This window comes from Actinosynnema sp. NPDC091369, from assembly GCF_044757065.1.
Lineage (GTDB): Bacteria > Actinomycetota > Actinomycetes > Mycobacteriales > Pseudonocardiaceae > Actinosynnema.
On the sequence record NZ_JBIVUG010000001.1, the window covers coordinates 772,077 to 788,433 of the forward strand.

The window sequence follows — 16,357 nt, forward strand, 5'->3', positions numbered from 1 at the left end:
GCGTCAGGACGCGCAGGTCTGGGTGGACGCCCGGCGCACCATCGTCGGCGCCTTCGCCACTTCCTCCGCGACCTCGTCGGCCGTGAGCACGAACCCGGTCTCCTGGTCGTCCACGGCCGCGCCGAACACCACGCCCATCACCCGGCCCTGCGGGTCGACCAGCGGCCCGCCGGAGTTACCGCTGCGCACCTTCGCCCGCACCGTGTACACGTCCCGCGTCACGGCCTGCGCGTCGTAGATGTCCGGCCCCCGCAGCATCCTGATCCGCTCGCGCACCCGCGCCTCGGACGCCGTGTACGGCCCGTCCAGCGGGTAGCCGAGCACGATCCCGTCCTCGCCCGGCGCGATCTCGTCGGTGCGGAACTCCAGCGGCGTGGCCTCCAGGTCCGGCACGGCCAGGATCGCGATGTCGGTCTGCGCGTCGTAGTGCACGACCGTGGCGTCGAACTCGCCGACGCCGACCTCCACCGTCACGTCCGTGGTGCCCGCGACCACGTGCGCGTTCGTCATGACCCGTTCCGGCGCGATGACGAAACCCGTGCCCTCCAACGCCCGCGAGCACGACGGGGCGCGCCCGCGCACCTTCAGCACGCTGGGCTCCAGCCTGCGCACGATCGGGTTCCCGCTCAGCGCCGGGTCCGGCGGGCCGACCTCCCGCAACGGGGTCCGGTCGAACGGGTCCATCGCGGCCGGGAAGCCGGACACGTCGAACAGGTTCTGCAGGTCGTCGGCCAGCGTCCGGGCGGCGGGCGGCATGATGTCGTCGACGGTGGACAGGATCACCGACTGGTTGAGCGACTTCGCCAGCGACGGCAGGCCCGCGACCATGGTCAGCGGCAGCGCGATCATCCACGCCACCACGAACACCACCGCGCTCTGCACGATCGCGCCGAGCGCGTTGTCCACGCCCCGCAACGGGCTGGAGTTCACCCTGGGCTTGATGCCGCGGCCGATGTAGACGCCCAGCGTCTCGCCCAGCGCCACCAGCAGCACCACGATGCCGACCGCGAACACGACCTTGGTCACCACGTTGTCGAACTGGCTGACGACCAGCGGCGCGAGCTGCGTGCCCAGCACCAGGCCGATGAGCACGCCGACGAACGCGGGCAGCGCCACGACCATGCCCTGCCGGGCGCCGGAGACCGCGGCGAAGGCGGCCAGCGCCAGCACGAGCAGGTCGACCCAGTTCACTCAGACCTCCACCGCTCGCAGGGCCAGGTCCAGGTCGCGCACGTCCGAGGTGTCCCACGGCCGGGCCCACCCGCCCAGGGTGAGCAGGCCGTCGAGCAGGCCGGCCGTGAAGCCCCACACCAGCATGCCGGGCGCGGAGAACGCGGGTCCGACGTAGCCGGACGAGTGGCTCACCCGGAACCGGTTGGCCGGGTCGGCGAGGTGCGCGATCGGCACCCGCGCCACGGCGGCGGTCTCGGCCGGGTCCACGGGCGCGACCGGCGACGGCGTGTCCCAGTGCGCCAGCACCGGCGTGACGACGAACCCGGACACCGGCACGTACAGCCGGGGCAGCGTGGCGACCGGCCGCACGCCCTCGCGCAGCACGCCGGTCTCCTCGTACGCCTCGCGCAGCGCCGTGTCCACCGGCCCGTCGTCGGTCGGGTCGGCCGCGCCGCCGGGGAACGCGACCTGGCCGGGGTGCGAGCCGAGCGTGTCGGCGCGCCGCAGCAGCAGCACGTCCGGCCCGTCCCGGCCTTCGCCGAACAGCATGAGCACGGCGGCGGGACGGCCGCTGCCGTCGGGCGGCGGCTTGATCCGGGTGAAGGCGCGGGCGTCGATCTCGGCGGTGGCCTCGACCAGCCCGCCCATCCACGCGGGAACGTCGTCCGGAGTGACCAGCGCCGTCATCCGACCACCTCGCGCACCTGCTCGACCGACTTGAACACGACGGGATCGGTGACCTGGGTCAGGGAGCCGTCGGCCCCGACGACGTAGCTCGTCGGCAGCGTCCGGGGCGTCCGGACGGCCGCGCGCACCCCGTCGGCCGGATCCGCGACCGCGGGCAGGCGCACGCCGAGCTTCGCCAGCAGCTCCAGACCGTCCGCCTCCTTGCTCTCCACCAGCACCGCGACCACCGGGACCGCGCCGGGTTCCTGCGCGTAGGCGTCGAGGACCTTCAGCTCTTCCTGGCAGGGACCGCACCAGGTGGCCCAGAAGTTCACCACAGCGGGCCCCGTGACGGTGGACGCCACGTCGACCGGGCGCCCGTCGGCCAGGCACGTCACCGTGACACCGCGCAGCAGCTGCGGTCCGGGCGCGTCCGGCGCGGCCCGGGGGCACGGCCTGAGCGCGGCCTTGCCGCGGGCCGCGTCGAGGTCGACGGTGGGCGCGGTCCGGGTCGGGATCGCGCCCTGCTCGGGCGCTTCGGGTGAGCGGGGCCACAGCGCGACGGCACCCGCCACCGCCACCACCAGGACGACGACGGCCCACCGCGCTGCCGCGCTCACGCCAGCTTCTCCCCCGCCCGCACGCGTTCGGCGAGCTCGATCAGGTGCGGCGCCTCGTCGCCCTTCACCAGCTTCTGCGCCTTGACCGGGTCGACCTGGCCGATGCCGTAGGACGGGCACAGCGGGGCGAGCAGGCAGGCGCCGCAGGCGGGCGTGCGGGCGTGGCACACGCGGCGGCCGTGGAAGATCGTGCGGTGCGAGAGCAGGGTCCACTCCTTGCGCTCGACCAGCGCGCCGATCGCGTGCTCGACCTTGACCGGGTCCTCCTCCTGCGTCCAGCCCCAGCGGCGGACCAGCCGGCCGAAGTGGGTGTCGACCGTGATCCCGGGCACACCGAAAGCGTCACCCAGCACCACGTTCGCGGTCTTGCGGCCGACGCCGGGCAGCGTGACCAGGTCCGACAACCGGCCGGGGACCTCGCCGCCGAACCGCTCCACCAGCGCGGAACCCAGCCCGATCAGCGAGGTCGCCTTGTTGCGGTAGAAGCCGGTCGGCCGGATCAGCTCCTCCAGCTCGGCGCGGTCGGCGGAGGCGTAGTCGGCCGCTGTCCGGTACCGCCGGAACAACGCGGGCGTGACCTGGTTCACGCGGACGTCCGTCGTCTGCGCCGACAGCACGACCGCCACCAGGAGCTGCAACGGGTCGGCGAAGTCGAGCTCGCAGTGCGCGTCCGGGTAGCCCTGACCGAGGACCCGGACCATCCGACGCGCGCGGCGGACCAGACCCAGCCTCGTCTCCGGCTGCTTCACCGCGCTCTTGGCCATGCGACGAGATTACTGGCCGGCGGCGGGTGGGCGGCGGCTCGGTCTGCGGCTCCGTCCGTCGGCCCGGCGGGCGGTGAAGTCCCACCCTCGCGGGGGATACGTCCCGGCGGGCGGCTCCCCGTTTGAACCGCGACGATCGTGGGCAAGCAACCACCGGCCGACCGCACACGTCCTTTGACCAACCGCATGCACGACCGGGCGACCTCGAACCGACACGCCGGAGTGACCCCCCTTGACCGCGCGCCGAACCGGATGCGCAAGGATCGGAGCCATCATGACTGCCTGGTTCGTCATCGCCGTTCCGATCGTGATCATGTTCTTCGCGCTCTTCATGGAGCGCGTGGAAGCTCGCCTCCGGCACGTCGCCGTGCAGGAGGACGAGGTCGAGGAGTTCCTGGAGTCGGCCCGCCCCGACGAGGTCAGGGCGCTCTACGGGCACGGCATCGGCCGCGCGCTGGAACTGTTCCGGCTGCGCAGGCTGGGCGGTCGTGCCAGGAACCTGCGTCAGCGGCGCACCCGCCGCTAAGCGGGAAGGACCGTGCAGGCCCACGGGGTCAATCCCCCGCGGGCCTTATCGGGCTGTCCGGGCTGCGTGGACGGCGCGCCGAAAGGCGATCCCGACCACAGCCCTTAGACTGCACTCAGTGATCGGCGGCAGGCGCTGATCCGCCAGAAGGCGGAACGCGCTCAACCATGCCGCCGCGTCTCGACAGGAGGGACGAGGTGGACGAGACCCTGGCCCGCGCGGGCATTTTCCAGGGGGTTGAACAGGCCGCAGCGGAGGCGCTGGCGCAGACGCTGGAGTCTGTTGAATTCCCGCGTGGCCACGTGATCTTCGCGGAAGGCGAGCCGGGTGACCGGCTCTACATCATCCAGTCCGGCAAGGTGAAGATCGGCCGCAAGTCGCCGGACGGCCGGGAGAACCTGTTGGGGATCTTCGGCCCGTCCGACATGTTCGGCGAGCTGTCGATCTTCGACCCCGGTCCGCGCACGTCCACCGCCACCACGGTGACCGAAGTGCGCGCGGTCAGCATGGACCGCCCAGCACTGCGGCAGTGGATCACCAACCGGCCGGAGATCGCCGAGCAGCTGCTGAGGGCGTTGGCCCGCAGGCTGCGCCGGACGAACTCCATGCTGGCCGACCTGATCTTCACCGACGTGCCCGGCCGCGTGGCCAAGGCGTTGTTGCAGCTCGCGCAGCGCTTCGGCAGCCAGGAGGCCGGTCTGCTGCGGGTCACGCACGACCTGACGCAGGAGGAGATCGCCCAGTTCGTGGGCGCCTCGCGCGAGACGGTGAACAAGGCCCTGGCCGACTTCGCCCACCGCGGTTGGCTGCGGCTGGAGGGCAAGAGCGTGCTGATCCTGGACCCGGAGCGGCTGGCCCGCCGCGCTCGCTGAGCGAGGACCCCAGGAAGAACAACAAGACCGGGCGCCGCCCCCGACGCGGCGCACCGGTCTTGTTGCCGCACGGCCCATCCCCCGACAGACCGCGCCTTCCACACCTCCGGCACCCGCAGGCCCCGACCCTCGTGGCGCCGGAAGGAGGCTTGGTTACCCGCTGCGACCACACCCGAAACGGGGTGGCGGTGGCTTGGCGGTGGCTGCTTCCACGATCGCACGCCACCTCCCCCGCAACTCAAGCCCGTTCACCCTCAAGGACCCTCTGTTCAGCGCTTTCTCGGTGTGGTTTCACCCGGTCATCCCATTGTTGTAATCGAACTGCAACGCACTCCCAGCGGGTGGACGGCTCAAGACCGTTTTCGCGCCGGTGACGGATCACACCAGGTAGTGACTGGTACGGGCGTACCAGTGCGAGGCATACTGGTACGCATGTCCCACTCTGCCCGCCTCTCCGACTACCGCACCGCCCTCACCACCCCCGGCATGCGCGGCCCCGTGGTCGCGTCCCTGCTCGCCCGCCTCCCGATCGCGATGGTCGGCCTGTCGCTGCTGCTGTACGTGCAGCGCGAGACCGGCTCGTTCGCCGCGGCGGGCCTGGTGTCGGCGTCGTCGCTGGTGGGCGTCGCGGTCGGGTCGATCGTGCAGGGCAGGCTGATGGACCGCCTCGGACCGACCCGGCCGCTGCTCGGCGCGGTGTCGCTGTTCGCGGTGTTCGTGGCGCTGGCGATCAGCGCGGTCGAGGCGGGCGCGACGCTGGCCGTGCTCGTGCCGGTCGCGTTCCTGGTCGGGATCACCGAGCCCATGGTCGGCTCCGCGTCCCGCGCCCTGTGGTCGCACGTGCTGCCCGCCGGGTCCGCGCGACTGGCCGGGTACGCCTACGAGGCGATCAGCATGGAGGTGTTCTTCATCCTCGGCCCCGGCCTGGCCGGGCTCCTCGTCACGGCCCCGTGGGCCGGCACCGGCGTGGTGATCGGCGCGGCGTCGATGGCGGTCGGCGCGCTGTGGTTCGCGCTGAACCCGACCGTGCGCGGCGTCCGCCCGGCGGCGATGAGCCGGAACCTGCTCGGCGCGCTGGCGTCACCCGGGATGCGCACGGTCGCGTTGGCGGCGTTGGGCTTCGGCGTGACCATCGGGTTCATCGAGGTGGCCGTGCCCGCCGCGGCGGCCCAGGCCGGTCACGTCGGCATGGGCGGTCTGCTGCTGAGCCTGTGGTCGGTCAGCTCGGTGCTGTTCGGCATCCTGTACTCGATGAAGCCGTTCCCGCGGGCGATGCACCTGCGGCTGCCCGTGCTGCTGGGCGGGTTCGCGCTGCTGTCGCTGCTGCTCGCCGTGCCCGCGACGCTGGTCGGCCTGGGCGCCGCGCTGTTCGTGGTCGGCACCCTGATCACCCCGCAGGCCACCACCCACTCGGCCGCGATCGAGCAGGTCGCGCCCGCCGGGACGGCCACCGAGGCGTTCGGCTGGGTGGTGACGGCGGTGACCGTCGGCTTGGCGATCGGCCAGTCCGCGAGCGGCCAGCTGGTCGAGGTCTACGGCACCGGCGTGGCGTTCGTCGCGGCGGCGGCCTCCGGCCTGGTGATCGCAGCGCTCGTGTGGGTCTTCCGCGGCACGGTCGCGGCCGGCGTCCCCGCGCGCCAGGACGACCTCGCCCTCGTCGCACCGTGAATTGTCGGTGGTCGGGTCTAGCTTCTCCGGCATGGACCTGACCGCCACCACCACCGACCTCGCCGCCGCCGCTGCCGACGTCGCCCGCCTGCTCCCCACGAGGGTCTACGACCCGGTGCTGGCGGGCCTGGTGCTGCGCGCCGCCGGCGGCGAGGTCGAGCTGGCGGGCAGCGACCGCGAGCACGCGGTCCGCCTGACCCGCGCCGCGACCGTGCACACCGACGGCGCGGTCGTCGTCCCGGCCCGGCCGCTGGCCGAGACGCTCCGCAGCCTGGAAGACCCCCAGGTGCGCCTGGTGGTGGAGGGCTCGCGCCTGGCCGTGCGCACGTCCACGGCCCGCTTCGCCCTCCCGTTGCTGGACCTGGCCTCCCACCCGGGCATCCCACCCCTGCCGCCCGCCACCGGCGTGCTGCCGGCCAGTACCCTGACCGCCGCCCTGACCCCGGTCTCGTCGGCCGCGTCGAAGGACGACGCGCTGCCGGTGTTCACCGGGGTGCGGATGCACAGCGCCCCGGGCGGTCGTCTGGAACTGATCGCCACCGACCGCTACCGGATGGCGTTCGCCTCGCTACCGTGGGCGCCGGCGGGGGAGCTGGACGTGCTGGCGCCGGCCGTGGTGCTGGCCGAGGCGTCCCGCCAACCGGACCGGGCGGCGGAGGTCACGGTGCACGCGGACGTGGACCGGATCGCCCTGTCGTGGCCGGGCGGGAGCGTGAGCACGGCGCTGCTGGCGGCGCCGTTCCCCGACGATCGAGTGCGGAAGTTGTTGGAGGCGGTCATCGACAGCACGGTGGTGGTGGAGGCCGATGTGCTGGCCGGCGCGGTGCGCCGGGCGGTCCCGTACGCCGGGCCGCACGGTTCGGTCACCATCCAGGTGGACGACGGCGAGCTGCGGGTGCGGGGCAGCGACCCGCAGAGCGGCGAGTCGGAGGAGTCGATCAAGGCCACGATCGACGGCAATCGGGTGACCAAGACCTTCCAGGCGAGGTACCTGGCCGACGCCCTGCGCGCCTTCGGAGGCCGCCGCGTCGAACTGCGAATCCAGGACGGTCTGCGCTCGACCGTGCTGACGAGCCAACCGGGCGACGACGGCGTGGAACTGACCTACCTGGTGGTTCCCCTCCGAACCGTCTCGTAACTCGCACCCCGATCGGGTGAACCTGCCCCGAAAATGTACGGAAACACCGTTACCCCACCTCGGTTAAAACGAGCAGCCCCGCCTCAACCACCCGACCACCCACCCCAGGAGCCACCACCCACCGGTGCCCAGGCCCTCACCGCCAGCGCGTGAGCCGCCGGTCGCCGGCCGCCGGTCGCCGGTCGCCGGTCGCCGGTCGCCGGTCGCCGGTCGCCGTCAGCTCCGACCCAGCGGCCCGCGAGCGGCCGGTCTACGTCGCGTCGGCACCCCAGGCCCACATGGCCTCCAGGACGTCCCGCAACGCCTGCCCACGGGCCGTGAGCGAGTAGCGCACCCGGCTGGGCCATCCCGGCTCGCGCACCCGCACCACGACGCCGCTCGCGGCGAGCTGGGCGAGCCGGTCGCTGAGCACCTTGTCCGACAACGCCGGCAGCGCGGTAGCCAGGTCGCCGAACGTCCGCTCACCCGCGAACAACTCCCGCACCACCAACGTCGTCCACCGGCCGCGCAGCGCCCGCAACGTCACCTCGACCGGGCACGTCGGGACCGGGCGGTCGACTTCGCCGTGGGGATCACCTGACCACGCGCCGGGTGAGGTGCCCGCGGTCAGGGCGGCGCCGGCAGCGGCGGCGGCAGCAGCAGTGGCGGCGGCGGCGGGGAGTGCGGTACTCACCGTTTGGTTGGTCACGCAGCGTCCTCCTAGCGTCCCCCGCATGATCGCGCGTACCCCGGAAGAGTTGCCCACCCTGTTCGCCGCAGCCTTCAACGACGGCGACCCGAGTGCCCTCTACGAGCCCGGTGCTCAGCCGGACGAGCTGGCCGGGCACCTCCAGCTCACCGAAAAGATGACCGTCGTCACCCGAAAGGTGATCACGCGGGGTGATCTGGCCCTGCTGATCGTCGACTGGAGCATCGGCGACGTCACCGGCACGGCCACCGACGTCGCCCGCCGCGGCCCCGACGGTGGTTGGCGGTATGCGATCGACAACCCGTCAGGCGTCGCGTAGGTACTCCAGCTGCGCCCGCACCGACCACTCCGCCGCCGGCCACAACGACCGGTCCACGTCGGCGTACACCACCTCGACCACCTCACGGGCCGTGGGCGCGCCGCCCAACGCCGCCACCGCCGCCCGGACCTGCGCCAACCGCTGCTCCCGGTGCACCAGGTACCCCCCGGCCGCCGCCACCACGTCCGGCAGCTCCGGCCCGTGCCCCGGCAACCCGATCGTGCCCACCGGAAGCGTGGTCAACAGCCGCAACGACTCCAGGTAGTCACCGAGCCGCCCATCCGGATGGGCCACCACCGTCGTCCCCCGCCCGAGCACCGTATCCCCCGTCAACACCGCGTCGTCCAGCAGGAAGCACACCGAGTCCGCCGTGTGCCCCGGCGTCGGCAACACGCGGATCGACAACCCGGCCGCCGAGATCACGTCGCCCTCCGCCAACCCCTCCCCGCCCAACCGGAACGCCGGGTCGACCGACCGCACGGGCGCATCCACCTGTCGCCCGAACGAACGTGCGCCTTCCGAATGATCAGGATGACCGTGCGTCAGCAGCACGACCTCCACCGGCGCCTGCGCCGCGATCCGCCCCAGGTGCACCGGATCGGCCGGCCCCGGATCGACGACCACGCACGACGCCGCCCCCGGAGCCCGCAACACCCAGGTGTTCGTGCCGTCCAACGTCATCACCCCGGGGTTCTCCGCCAACAGCACCGAAGCCGTGGGCGTGACCTCCCGCAACACCCCGTACGCCAACCCGCTCACGGCACGACCACCCGCAGCACGTCACCCTCCCGCACCAGCTTCGGGATCACCTTCGACACCGTCCGAGGCTCCGCGAGCACCGCCGCCACCGACCCCAGCTCGTCCAACTCCGCCAACGTCACCCAAGTGGGCGGCATCAACGCCCGCCGCCCGGCCTTCCACTCCGCCATCGCGTCCGCCGGCCGCTGCCACGCCGCGTCCGACGCCTCCGTGGTCGCCCCGTCCGCCCGCTGCCCCGACGGCAGCACGGCCACGAAGAAGTACGTGTCGTACCGGCGCGGCTCCTCCACCGGCGTCAACCAGTTCGCCCACGGCCGCAGCAGGTCGGCCCGCAGCACCAACCCCTCCGCCGCCAGGAACTGCGCCAACGACAGCTCCCGCGCCACCAGCGCCGCCCGCGCCGAGGCGAACACGCCGGTGTCCCCGACCACCGAGGACGGCGAAGGCCCGGCCAGCAGCACCCCGGACTCCTCGAACGTCTCCCGCACCGCCGCGCACACCAGCGCCGTCGCCAGTTCCACCGAGCACCCGAACCGCGACGCCCACCACGACGGCGGCGGCCCGCTCCACGCCACCGACGTGTCCGCGTCACGCGGGTCGACCCCGCCGCCGGGGAACACGGTCATCCCCCCGGCGAACGCCATCCCGGCCACCCGCCGCAGCAGGAACGCCTCCAGCCCGGCCGCGCCGTCACGCACCAGCACCACGGTCGCCGCGTCACGCGGCTGGACCGGCGGCCCGGTGAAGTCCACGGGCGCCATGTGTCCGGGCAGCACCAGATCCTCGGGGAGTTCGCGCACGACCCGAGCCTACGAGGATCATCCGCGTGTGGACACCACGCGCAAAGGCTGCCTGATCAACGTCCTGCTGTTCGTCGTCGGCGCGATCGTCGGCACGGGCCTCACGGCAACGGCCGCCGTCCTCCTCTTCCTCCCCAGCACCTCGGTGACCAGCACGAACGAGGGCACACCGAACGTCTACGTCAAGGAGCGCTCCAGCCTGATCGGCGGCACGGACCACGAGGTGTGGCTGGGCCAGTCTCCCGACCACGGCCACGTCGTCACGATCCCGAACGGCTGGGGCACCGCTCCGGAGGTCGACCGGCAGCCGGGCGGCGTGGAGCTGAGGTTCGACCGCGGTGGTCGGATCTTCGTGCCTGAATCGAGTTACGTCGGCGGCCGATGAAAGGCAGGATGGGCCAAGTGGACGAACAGCTGCGCGTAGGACTCATCGGTGCCGGCCCGTGGGCGACCATGGTGCACGCACCGGGCATCGCCGACCACCCGGGCACCCGCCTGACCACGATCTGGGCCCGCCGCGAGGAGGCCGCCGCCGAGCTGGCCGCGGCGCACGGCGCGACCGTCGCGAAGACCCCGCAGGACCTGATCTCGGAGGTCGACGCGGTCGCGTTCGCCGTGCCGCCGGAGGTGCAGGCCGAGATCGCCACCCGGGCCGCCGAGCAGGGCAAGCACCTGATCCTGGAGAAGCCGATCGCGGGCACCCTGGAGGACGCGGAACGGCTCGCCGACGCCGTCGAGGCGAACGGCGTCGCGTCCCTCGTGGTCCTGACCAAGCGCTACGCCCCGGAAACCCGTGAACAACTGGCCCAGTTCGAGCAGCAGGGCGGTTGGGTGGGCGGCAGCGCGCGCTGGTTGACCGGAGCGCTCCTCGGCGGTCCGTTCTCCAACTCGCCGTGGCGGCACGAGCGGGGCCCGTTGGACGACATCGGTCCGCACGCGTTCGACCTGCTCGACGCCACCCTGGGCACGATCGTCGACGTCGTCGCCGCGAACGAGTCCGAGCACGGCCTGTGGCAGATCGTGTTCCGGCACGAGGGCGGCGCGACGAGCGTGGCCACGATGACCATGAAGCTGCCGTTGAACCCGGCGATCGCCGAGGTGATCGTCTACGGCGAGCACGGCCACCGGGTGCTGGCCGACCGGGGCACGACCGCGTTGCAGGCGTTCACGAACCTGCTGGACGACTTCGTGGCCATGGTCGACAGCGGCACGACCGAGCACCCGCTGGACGTGCGCCGTGGCCTGCACCTGCAGCGGATCATCGACCTGGCCCGGCGGAAGGCGGAGGCGTGAAGTACCGGATCGACCCGGAGACGTTGCGCGAGGTTCCCGAAGATCCGGAGGGGTTATCGGCCTGGTTGGACCGGCAGCGGCCGTCCACGCACGAGGAGTGGACGGAGGTCGGCCTGGCCGCGCGCCTGCTCCTGCGCCTGGACGAGGCGGAGCACGCGTTCCGGCAGGCCGACGACACGCCGGCGACGCGGCTGCGGTTGGCGCACGTGCACCAGTGGCAGGGCCGGTTCGCCGAGGCGGATCGGGCGTTCGCGGAGCTGTTCGGGGACGACCGGCTCGGTCACTTCGCCCACCAGCACGCGGGCAAGTCGCGCTACGACCAGGGCGACTGGCGTGCCGCCGAACGGCACTTCCAAGCCGCCCTGGACCTGCGTGAAGATCCGGAACTGCGGGCGTCCAGCGAGCTGGCGCTGGACGCGGCAAACGCTTGCGCCACGGCCGCCGAGGTCGCTGTGGAGCTGCACCGGCTGATCCCGGCGGTGCATCGGCACGGCGTGCGTTACCTGCACGGCGAACGTCCGCCGCACGCGCCGGTCCTGGCCGACCTGGCGAGCGTCCTCGCCCACGGCCCGATGCCGTTGCAGGCCGTGAAGGACGTGCACCGCTACCACCCGCACCTCGACGCCGCGCTGGCCGACACCGACTGGCTGGTGGTGGCGGACGACCAGGTCAGCGCCACCCAGCGGTGCCGCGCGTTCCTGGAGGTGGTCAACGAGGCACACACGAGGGCCGCCGCCGACCTGTGGCCGTCACCGCCGTCGATCACCGTCCCGCCGGTGGACCACCCGATGAGCGCCGCCCACACCGGCGACACGACCCAAGCCCGCCTGTTCGACCAGCTCAGGGCCTTGCGGCAGCACCGGGGCGACGCGCACGCCGCCGCGTGGGCCGAGGAGGGACTCGAAGTCCGGGAACTCCCCGCCGACGACCCGGTCCGCCGCCGCATCGAGGCCGCCACGGACCGGAAAGCGGCTCGGCCCTACCGCCCCCTCGGCAGGGACGACAGGGCCGAGCTCGTGCACAACCTCAAGAACCTCTAGCCGGGGTACTTGCCGTTCGTCGGCTTCGGCACCCCGTTGACGAACTCGGGGCCGCCACCCGGCCACGACTGCTGCTCCCGCTGCGCCAGCTCCTCGTGCAGCTGCTGCAACAACGCCCGTTCCCGGTCGCTGAGCTTGGCGTCCACGGTCGGCGGCAGCTGCACGGCGGCGGGCGGCTGCCCGTCCGCCAACGCGGCCTGCAACGCGGCCAGGTCGTCCGGCCCGAGCTCCGTGGTGACCTCGGCCCGCGACAGCGGGTGGTCGTCCGGGAACGCGAACACCGGCGCGGGAGGCCGCTCCTCGACGACCGGCGGCACCTCGGCGGGCGCCTCCTGGACGACGGGAACCTCCTCGACCCGCACCTCCGGCTCGTCCACGCGAACGTCGTCCGCCCGGATCTCGTCCACGCGAACGTCGTCCACGCGAACGTCGTCCACCCGGATGTCCTCCGCGCGGACCTCTTCCACGTGCACGTCCTCGACACGGACGTCCTCGACCGGCTCGCGCACCGGCAACCGCTTCACCGGCTTCGGCGGGAACGGCTGCGCGCCCTCGTACGACTCGACGCGCGCCCGACGTGACTTGGAGCCGTTCTGGGGTTCCACCGGCACCGGTTCCGGCTCGACCACCGGTGCCTGGCCCCGCGGTTCACCGTCGAACCACGTGGCCGAGTCCGGTGGTGGCTGGGGGCTGGTGGACCCGGACGGGAAGAACACCTCGCGCGCGGTCGTCACGGCCGCCGCGTGGTACTCGCCGAGCTGGGTGCCCACGGTCAGCACCTCGACCGCCGCGCGGATGCCCGCCTTGCGCAGCACGGTGTCCACCCGGTACGCGGTCGCGGGCGCGAAGCCCGACGGGCCGATGTCGACCAGGACGACGCGCTGCGGCAGCGGTCCGGGCGTCGCGCCGGCCGGGCTGGACCGCCACGTGGCGCGGACACCGCGCACGTCCGGCAGCACCGACATGGTCTTGCCCAGCACGTCACCGAGGCCCTCGGCCGGGTCGGAGTCGACGCTGAACCGGTGCTTGACCACCGGCACCCGCTCCACCGCGAACAGCTTGTCGGCCAGCGACCGGTCGGAGCGGACCTCGCCCAGCAGCCAGCCGAGCTCGTGGCGCTCCTCCGAGGACACCGGGATGCGACCGGCCAGCAGGCAGCCGACGACCAGCTCCACGGCTCTGTCCAGCTCGGCGACCGCCAGCAGCTCCCGAGCCTGGGTCAACGCGTCGTCGTCGACACGTCCGGCCAACGCCAACAGGAGGTCGTGTAAACGGACGGGGAGTCCCACTCCGTCGTTCGTCACGCCTGTTCTCCTTCCGGCTCGCGCGGGAGCGCCGAGCTCTATACGGGCACCAGGTGCCCGTCGGCCTCAGCGCCGGTGCACACCAGCTCCGATGCCGCCAACGCCGCCCGGTGGTAGGGCGGCAGGTCCAGTCCGGCGGGCAGGACCTCCACGCAGGGGTCGTGCTCGCCGAGCGCCCGCAGCACCCGCTGGAGCTCACCGGTCAACCGGGCTTCGCCGGTCGTGGCGGTGACCAGGATCAGCCTCCTGGGTTCGCCCCCGCCCAGCCGCCACGAGGACCGGACTTCGCCGACCCCGAGGCGTCCCCGCAAGGTCGCTCCGAGCACCACGGTCGCGGAATCACTCATCGACACCCGATCGGGTGATTCCGGGGAGAAGGTGTAGCCGGATTCGGGCAGTTCGTCCAGCCCTTTGACAGAACTGATCGTGGACCGGTCGGCGCCGTGCGGCACGAGGGCGTCGGCCAGCAGGTGCTGCTCGTAGTCGGTCAGACCGATCCGGTCGTGCAGCAACGTGCGCGGCAGGGCCCGTGCGAGCACCGCGACGGCGTCCGTGGCGGCCCAGTCGCGGAACCTCCACAGCAGGTCGTCGGGCAGCCGCCCGGCCAGCCTCAGCAGCAGCTCGTGGCACGTGTCCGACATCTCACTCCCCGATCTCGACGATCAGCTCCACCTCGACCGGCGCGCCCAGCGGCAACTCGGCGACGCCGACGGCGGACCTCGCGTGCTGCCCGGCCTCGCCGAACACCTCGCCGATCAGGTCGGACGCCCCGTTGACCACGGCGGGCTGGCCGGTGAAGCCGTCGGCGGAGGCGACGAACCCGACCAGCTTCACGACGCGGACGACCGAGTCCAGGCCGACCAGCGCGTCGATGGCTGCCAACGCGTTCAGCGCGCACGTGCGGGCGTGGGCCTTCGCCTCTTCGGGGCTGACGTCGCCGCCGACCTTGCCGGTGGCCGCGAGGGAGCCCTGGACGAAGGGCAGCTGCCCGGACGTGTAGACGAGCTGACCGGTGCGCACGGCGGGCACGTAGGCCGCGACCGGGGCCGCGACCTCGGGCAGCGCGATGCCCAACTCGGCCAGACGTGCCGTCCAGCTCATGCCTTGGGCCGCTTCAGGTAGGCGACGTGCTGCTCACCGCTCGGGTTCGGCAGCACGGTGACCAGCTCCCAGCCGTCCTCACCCCACTGGTCCAGGATCGCCTTGGTGGCGTGGATCAACAGCGGGACGGTCGCGTACTCCCACTTCTGCATGGGCCGCAGCCTAGCGGGACGATGAACGGGGGCACCCGTCCGAGTACCCCCATTCGTGTCACGCCGTGCTCAGACTTGAGCCCGCTTCACATCCGCGAGGAATGCGGCGAACGCCTTCGCCCCGAACACCAACGTCCCGCCGTCCCGGTTCTTGGTGTCCCGCACCCCCGTGACCCGGTCCGTCACCGCCAACTCGACGCACTGGGCAGAGGAACCACTGCGGCTGCTCTTCCGCCAAGCCTGGTTGATCATCAGTCTCCTAGCGCGTCCCGTACTGCTCTGATGAGGCTCACGGAGCCCTCTTCCGCGAGCGCCAGGCGCGCGGCGTCGTCCCAGACCGCCGACAACACCTCGGCCTCCTCATCTTCCACGGGAACCATGCCGGTCAATGCCTCCACGTAGGCGGCACGCGGTTCGTCCGACTCGGCGAAGTCCAGCAGGAACACCGCCCCGGCCTGCGCGCCGTAGGCCCCGACCGAGTAGGGCAGCACCCGGATGGTCACGTTCGGCCGGTCGGCCATCGCGACGAGGTGGTCCAACTGCTCCCGCATGACCTCCGCGCCACCCACCAGCCGGTGCAGTGCGGTCTCGTCGATCAGCGCGTGGTACTCGATCGGGTTCGCCCTGGTCAGCGCGCCCTGCCGGTCCAACCGCTCCGCGGCCGCCTGCGAGTCCCAGCTGTCCCCGATGATCTGTCGGTGGGTGGCCCGCGCTACCGCCTCGGCGTAGCCGGCGGTCTGGAGCAGGCCGGGGACCAACGCCGAGTCGAGCGTGCGCTCGCGGACGGCTTCCAGCTCGTCCATCCGGAACCGCTTGTAGCCGGCGGGCAGGTCACGGGCGTGCTCGATGGCGTACGGGTCGACATCCGCGACCTCCCAGAGCTGGAGCGCCCGGGTCTTCTCCTCCGGGGTCGCGCCGATGACGTCGAGCACCATCGACAGCGCGGGCCAGCGCGCCAAAGCCTCGCCGGACAGCATCCGGGTGATCGTCGGGCGGGACACGCGCGACTGCTTGACCACCTCGTCCACCTTCAGACCGGACCTGTCCAGGATCGGGCGGATGTGACGTCCGAGGCGGCGCTTGCCCCGCGTCGAGCCGATAGCCATTCGATCACCTTAACCACTGTCAGTGACGATCAGTCGCCCGAACTTCACTCATTCGATTTCGGGGATTTGAACGGTTCGAACGCTAGCATTCAGCCATGGAAGACGCAGAAGTGGTCGCGGAGGCACCGAAGCTGTTCGCGATCGTCCAGGAGGACGCCGAGGACGGGTGGGTCGCGGCGTGGGGCCTGGACTTCGGGGACGGCACGGCGGAGGTCACGGGACCCGAAGGCGGTCCGGGCCTGCGGATCTCGACCACGAGCGCGGAGCGGGCGCTGTGGTACTTCGCGATCGACAAGACGGCGCGGGCGCGCCTGGTGTGGGTGGAGCGGGCGGAGGAGGTGATGCGGGAGCACCAAAGCGTGACGTGA

22 protein-coding genes are annotated in these 16,357 nt (G+C 72.4%); 9 read left to right on the forward strand and 13 right to left on the reverse strand.

The window, feature by feature from the left end:
* Positions 1-3 precede the first annotated feature (3 nt).
* From ACIQMJ_RS03735 to nth, 4 genes are read right to left on the reverse strand one after another with little or no spacing between them, the layout of a single operon-like run.
* The gene (locus ACIQMJ_RS03735) at positions 4-1,191 is read right to left on the reverse strand and encodes a MarP family serine protease (RefSeq protein WP_499759455.1); all 1,188 of its coding nucleotides are present in this window, start codon (positions 1,189-1,191) and stop codon (positions 4-6) included.
* Positions 1,192-1,860 (reverse strand): NUDIX hydrolase, encoded by a 669-nt coding sequence (locus ACIQMJ_RS03740; protein ID WP_499759456.1) that lies wholly within the window; start codon positions 1,858-1,860, stop codon positions 1,192-1,194.
* The gene (locus ACIQMJ_RS03745) at positions 1,857-2,459 is read right to left on the reverse strand and encodes a TlpA family protein disulfide reductase (RefSeq protein WP_499759457.1); all 603 of its coding nucleotides are present in this window, start codon (positions 2,457-2,459) and stop codon (positions 1,857-1,859) included. The genes ACIQMJ_RS03740 and ACIQMJ_RS03745 overlap by 4 nt, the downstream gene beginning before the upstream one ends.
* Positions 2,456-3,223, reverse strand: a complete 768-nt coding sequence (gene nth / locus ACIQMJ_RS03750; RefSeq protein ID WP_499759458.1) for an endonuclease III — start codon at positions 3,221-3,223, stop codon at positions 2,456-2,458. The genes ACIQMJ_RS03745 and nth overlap by 4 nt, the downstream gene beginning before the upstream one ends.
* Before the next feature lie 274 nt (positions 3,224-3,497).
* Here nth and ACIQMJ_RS03755 point away from each other — a divergent pair, with 274 nt between their 5' ends.
* The 4 genes from ACIQMJ_RS03755 (at position 3,498) to dnaN (ending at position 7,427) form a co-directional block, all read left to right on the forward strand.
* Positions 3,498-3,749 carry a hypothetical protein gene (locus tag ACIQMJ_RS03755; protein WP_015097743.1) on the forward strand — a complete coding sequence of 84 codons (252 nt, stop codon included), beginning with the start codon at positions 3,498-3,500 and terminating at the stop codon, positions 3,747-3,749.
* 197 nt (positions 3,750-3,946) lie between these two features.
* The gene (locus ACIQMJ_RS03760; RefSeq protein WP_033441932.1) at positions 3,947-4,621 is read left to right on the forward strand and encodes a Crp/Fnr family transcriptional regulator; all 675 of its coding nucleotides are present in this window, start codon (positions 3,947-3,949) and stop codon (positions 4,619-4,621) included.
* Positions 4,622-5,053: 432 nt separating this feature from the next.
* Complete coding sequence (locus tag ACIQMJ_RS03765) at positions 5,054-6,289, forward strand: MFS transporter (protein WP_499759459.1); 1,236 nt, start codon at positions 5,054-5,056, stop codon at positions 6,287-6,289.
* Positions 6,290-6,320: 31 nt separating this feature from the next.
* Positions 6,321-7,427 (forward strand): DNA polymerase III subunit beta, encoded by a 1,107-nt coding sequence (dnaN, locus tag ACIQMJ_RS03770; RefSeq protein WP_499759460.1) that lies wholly within the window; start codon positions 6,321-6,323, stop codon positions 7,425-7,427.
* A gap of 250 nt (positions 7,428-7,677) precedes the next feature.
* Here the strand turns inward: dnaN and ACIQMJ_RS03775 are convergent, their stop codons facing one another.
* Positions 7,678-8,100, reverse strand: a complete 423-nt coding sequence (locus ACIQMJ_RS03775) for a winged helix-turn-helix transcriptional regulator (protein ID WP_499759461.1) — start codon at positions 8,098-8,100, stop codon at positions 7,678-7,680.
* 40 nt (positions 8,101-8,140) lie between these two features.
* On the opposite strand from ACIQMJ_RS03775, the gene ACIQMJ_RS03780 reads away from it, so the two are divergent.
* A complete protein-coding gene (locus ACIQMJ_RS03780) occupies positions 8,141-8,434 on the forward strand; it encodes a YybH family protein (protein ID WP_499759462.1) in 294 nt (97 codons plus the stop codon).
* On the opposite strand, the gene ACIQMJ_RS03785 is transcribed toward ACIQMJ_RS03780, so the two are convergent.
* Both ACIQMJ_RS03785 and ACIQMJ_RS03790 read right to left on the reverse strand, forming a co-directional pair.
* Positions 8,420-9,193, reverse strand: coding sequence for an MBL fold metallo-hydrolase (locus ACIQMJ_RS03785; protein WP_499759463.1), 774 nt, complete (start codon positions 9,191-9,193; stop codon positions 8,420-8,422). The genes ACIQMJ_RS03780 and ACIQMJ_RS03785 overlap by 15 nt on opposite strands.
* Positions 9,190-9,954: an NUDIX hydrolase gene (locus ACIQMJ_RS03790; RefSeq protein WP_499760239.1), complete on the reverse strand. Its 765-nt coding sequence runs from the start codon at positions 9,952-9,954 to the stop codon at positions 9,190-9,192. Before ACIQMJ_RS03790 ends, ACIQMJ_RS03785 begins: the two co-directional genes overlap by 4 nt.
* Positions 9,955-10,021: 67 nt before the next feature.
* On the opposite strand from ACIQMJ_RS03790, the gene ACIQMJ_RS03795 reads away from it, so the two are divergent.
* The 3 genes from ACIQMJ_RS03795 to ACIQMJ_RS03805 are packed head-to-tail and all read left to right on the forward strand — an operon-like array spanning position 10,022 to position 12,326.
* Entirely contained in the window at positions 10,022-10,378 is a 357-nt protein-coding gene (locus ACIQMJ_RS03795) for a hypothetical protein (RefSeq protein WP_499759464.1), read from the forward strand.
* An 8-nt stretch (positions 10,379-10,386) separates the two neighbouring features.
* Complete coding sequence (locus tag ACIQMJ_RS03800; protein WP_499759465.1) at positions 10,387-11,286, forward strand: Gfo/Idh/MocA family protein; 900 nt, start codon at positions 10,387-10,389, stop codon at positions 11,284-11,286.
* Positions 11,283-12,326: a tetratricopeptide repeat protein gene (locus ACIQMJ_RS03805; protein ID WP_499759466.1), complete on the forward strand. Its 1,044-nt coding sequence runs from the start codon at positions 11,283-11,285 to the stop codon at positions 12,324-12,326. Before ACIQMJ_RS03800 ends, ACIQMJ_RS03805 begins: the two co-directional genes overlap by 4 nt.
* Here ACIQMJ_RS03805 and ACIQMJ_RS03810 read toward each other — a convergent pair.
* The 6 genes from ACIQMJ_RS03810 to ACIQMJ_RS03835 form a co-directional block, all read right to left on the reverse strand.
* Positions 12,323-13,576 (reverse strand): hypothetical protein, encoded by a 1,254-nt coding sequence (locus ACIQMJ_RS03810; protein ID WP_499759467.1) that lies wholly within the window; start codon positions 13,574-13,576, stop codon positions 12,323-12,325. The two genes, ACIQMJ_RS03805 and ACIQMJ_RS03810, sit on opposite strands and share 4 nt — an antisense overlap.
* Before the next feature lie 92 nt (positions 13,577-13,668).
* The gene (locus tag ACIQMJ_RS03815) at positions 13,669-14,271 is read right to left on the reverse strand and encodes a hypothetical protein (RefSeq protein WP_499759468.1); all 603 of its coding nucleotides are present in this window, start codon (positions 14,269-14,271) and stop codon (positions 13,669-13,671) included.
* Between the two features lies 1 nt (position 14,272).
* Positions 14,273-14,731, reverse strand: coding sequence for a RidA family protein (locus ACIQMJ_RS03820; protein ID WP_499759469.1), 459 nt, complete (start codon positions 14,729-14,731; stop codon positions 14,273-14,275).
* On the reverse strand, positions 14,728-14,883 hold the full coding sequence (gene sp36, locus ACIQMJ_RS03825) for a Sp36 family protein (RefSeq protein WP_121223613.1): 156 nt from the start codon (positions 14,881-14,883) through the stop codon (positions 14,728-14,730). The genes ACIQMJ_RS03820 and sp36 overlap by 4 nt, the downstream gene beginning before the upstream one ends.
* A gap of 69 nt (positions 14,884-14,952) precedes the next feature.
* The gene (locus ACIQMJ_RS03830) at positions 14,953-15,135 is read right to left on the reverse strand and encodes a DUF397 domain-containing protein (protein WP_499759470.1); all 183 of its coding nucleotides are present in this window, start codon (positions 15,133-15,135) and stop codon (positions 14,953-14,955) included.
* Positions 15,135-15,989 (reverse strand): helix-turn-helix domain-containing protein, encoded by an 855-nt coding sequence (locus ACIQMJ_RS03835; protein WP_499759471.1) that lies wholly within the window; start codon positions 15,987-15,989, stop codon positions 15,135-15,137. The genes ACIQMJ_RS03830 and ACIQMJ_RS03835 overlap by 1 nt, the downstream gene beginning before the upstream one ends.
* A gap of 95 nt (positions 15,990-16,084) precedes the next feature.
* Between ACIQMJ_RS03835 and ACIQMJ_RS03840 the strand changes: the two genes are divergently transcribed.
* On the forward strand, positions 16,085-16,357 hold the full coding sequence (locus tag ACIQMJ_RS03840; protein ID WP_141979601.1) for a hypothetical protein: 273 nt from the start codon (positions 16,085-16,087) through the stop codon (positions 16,355-16,357).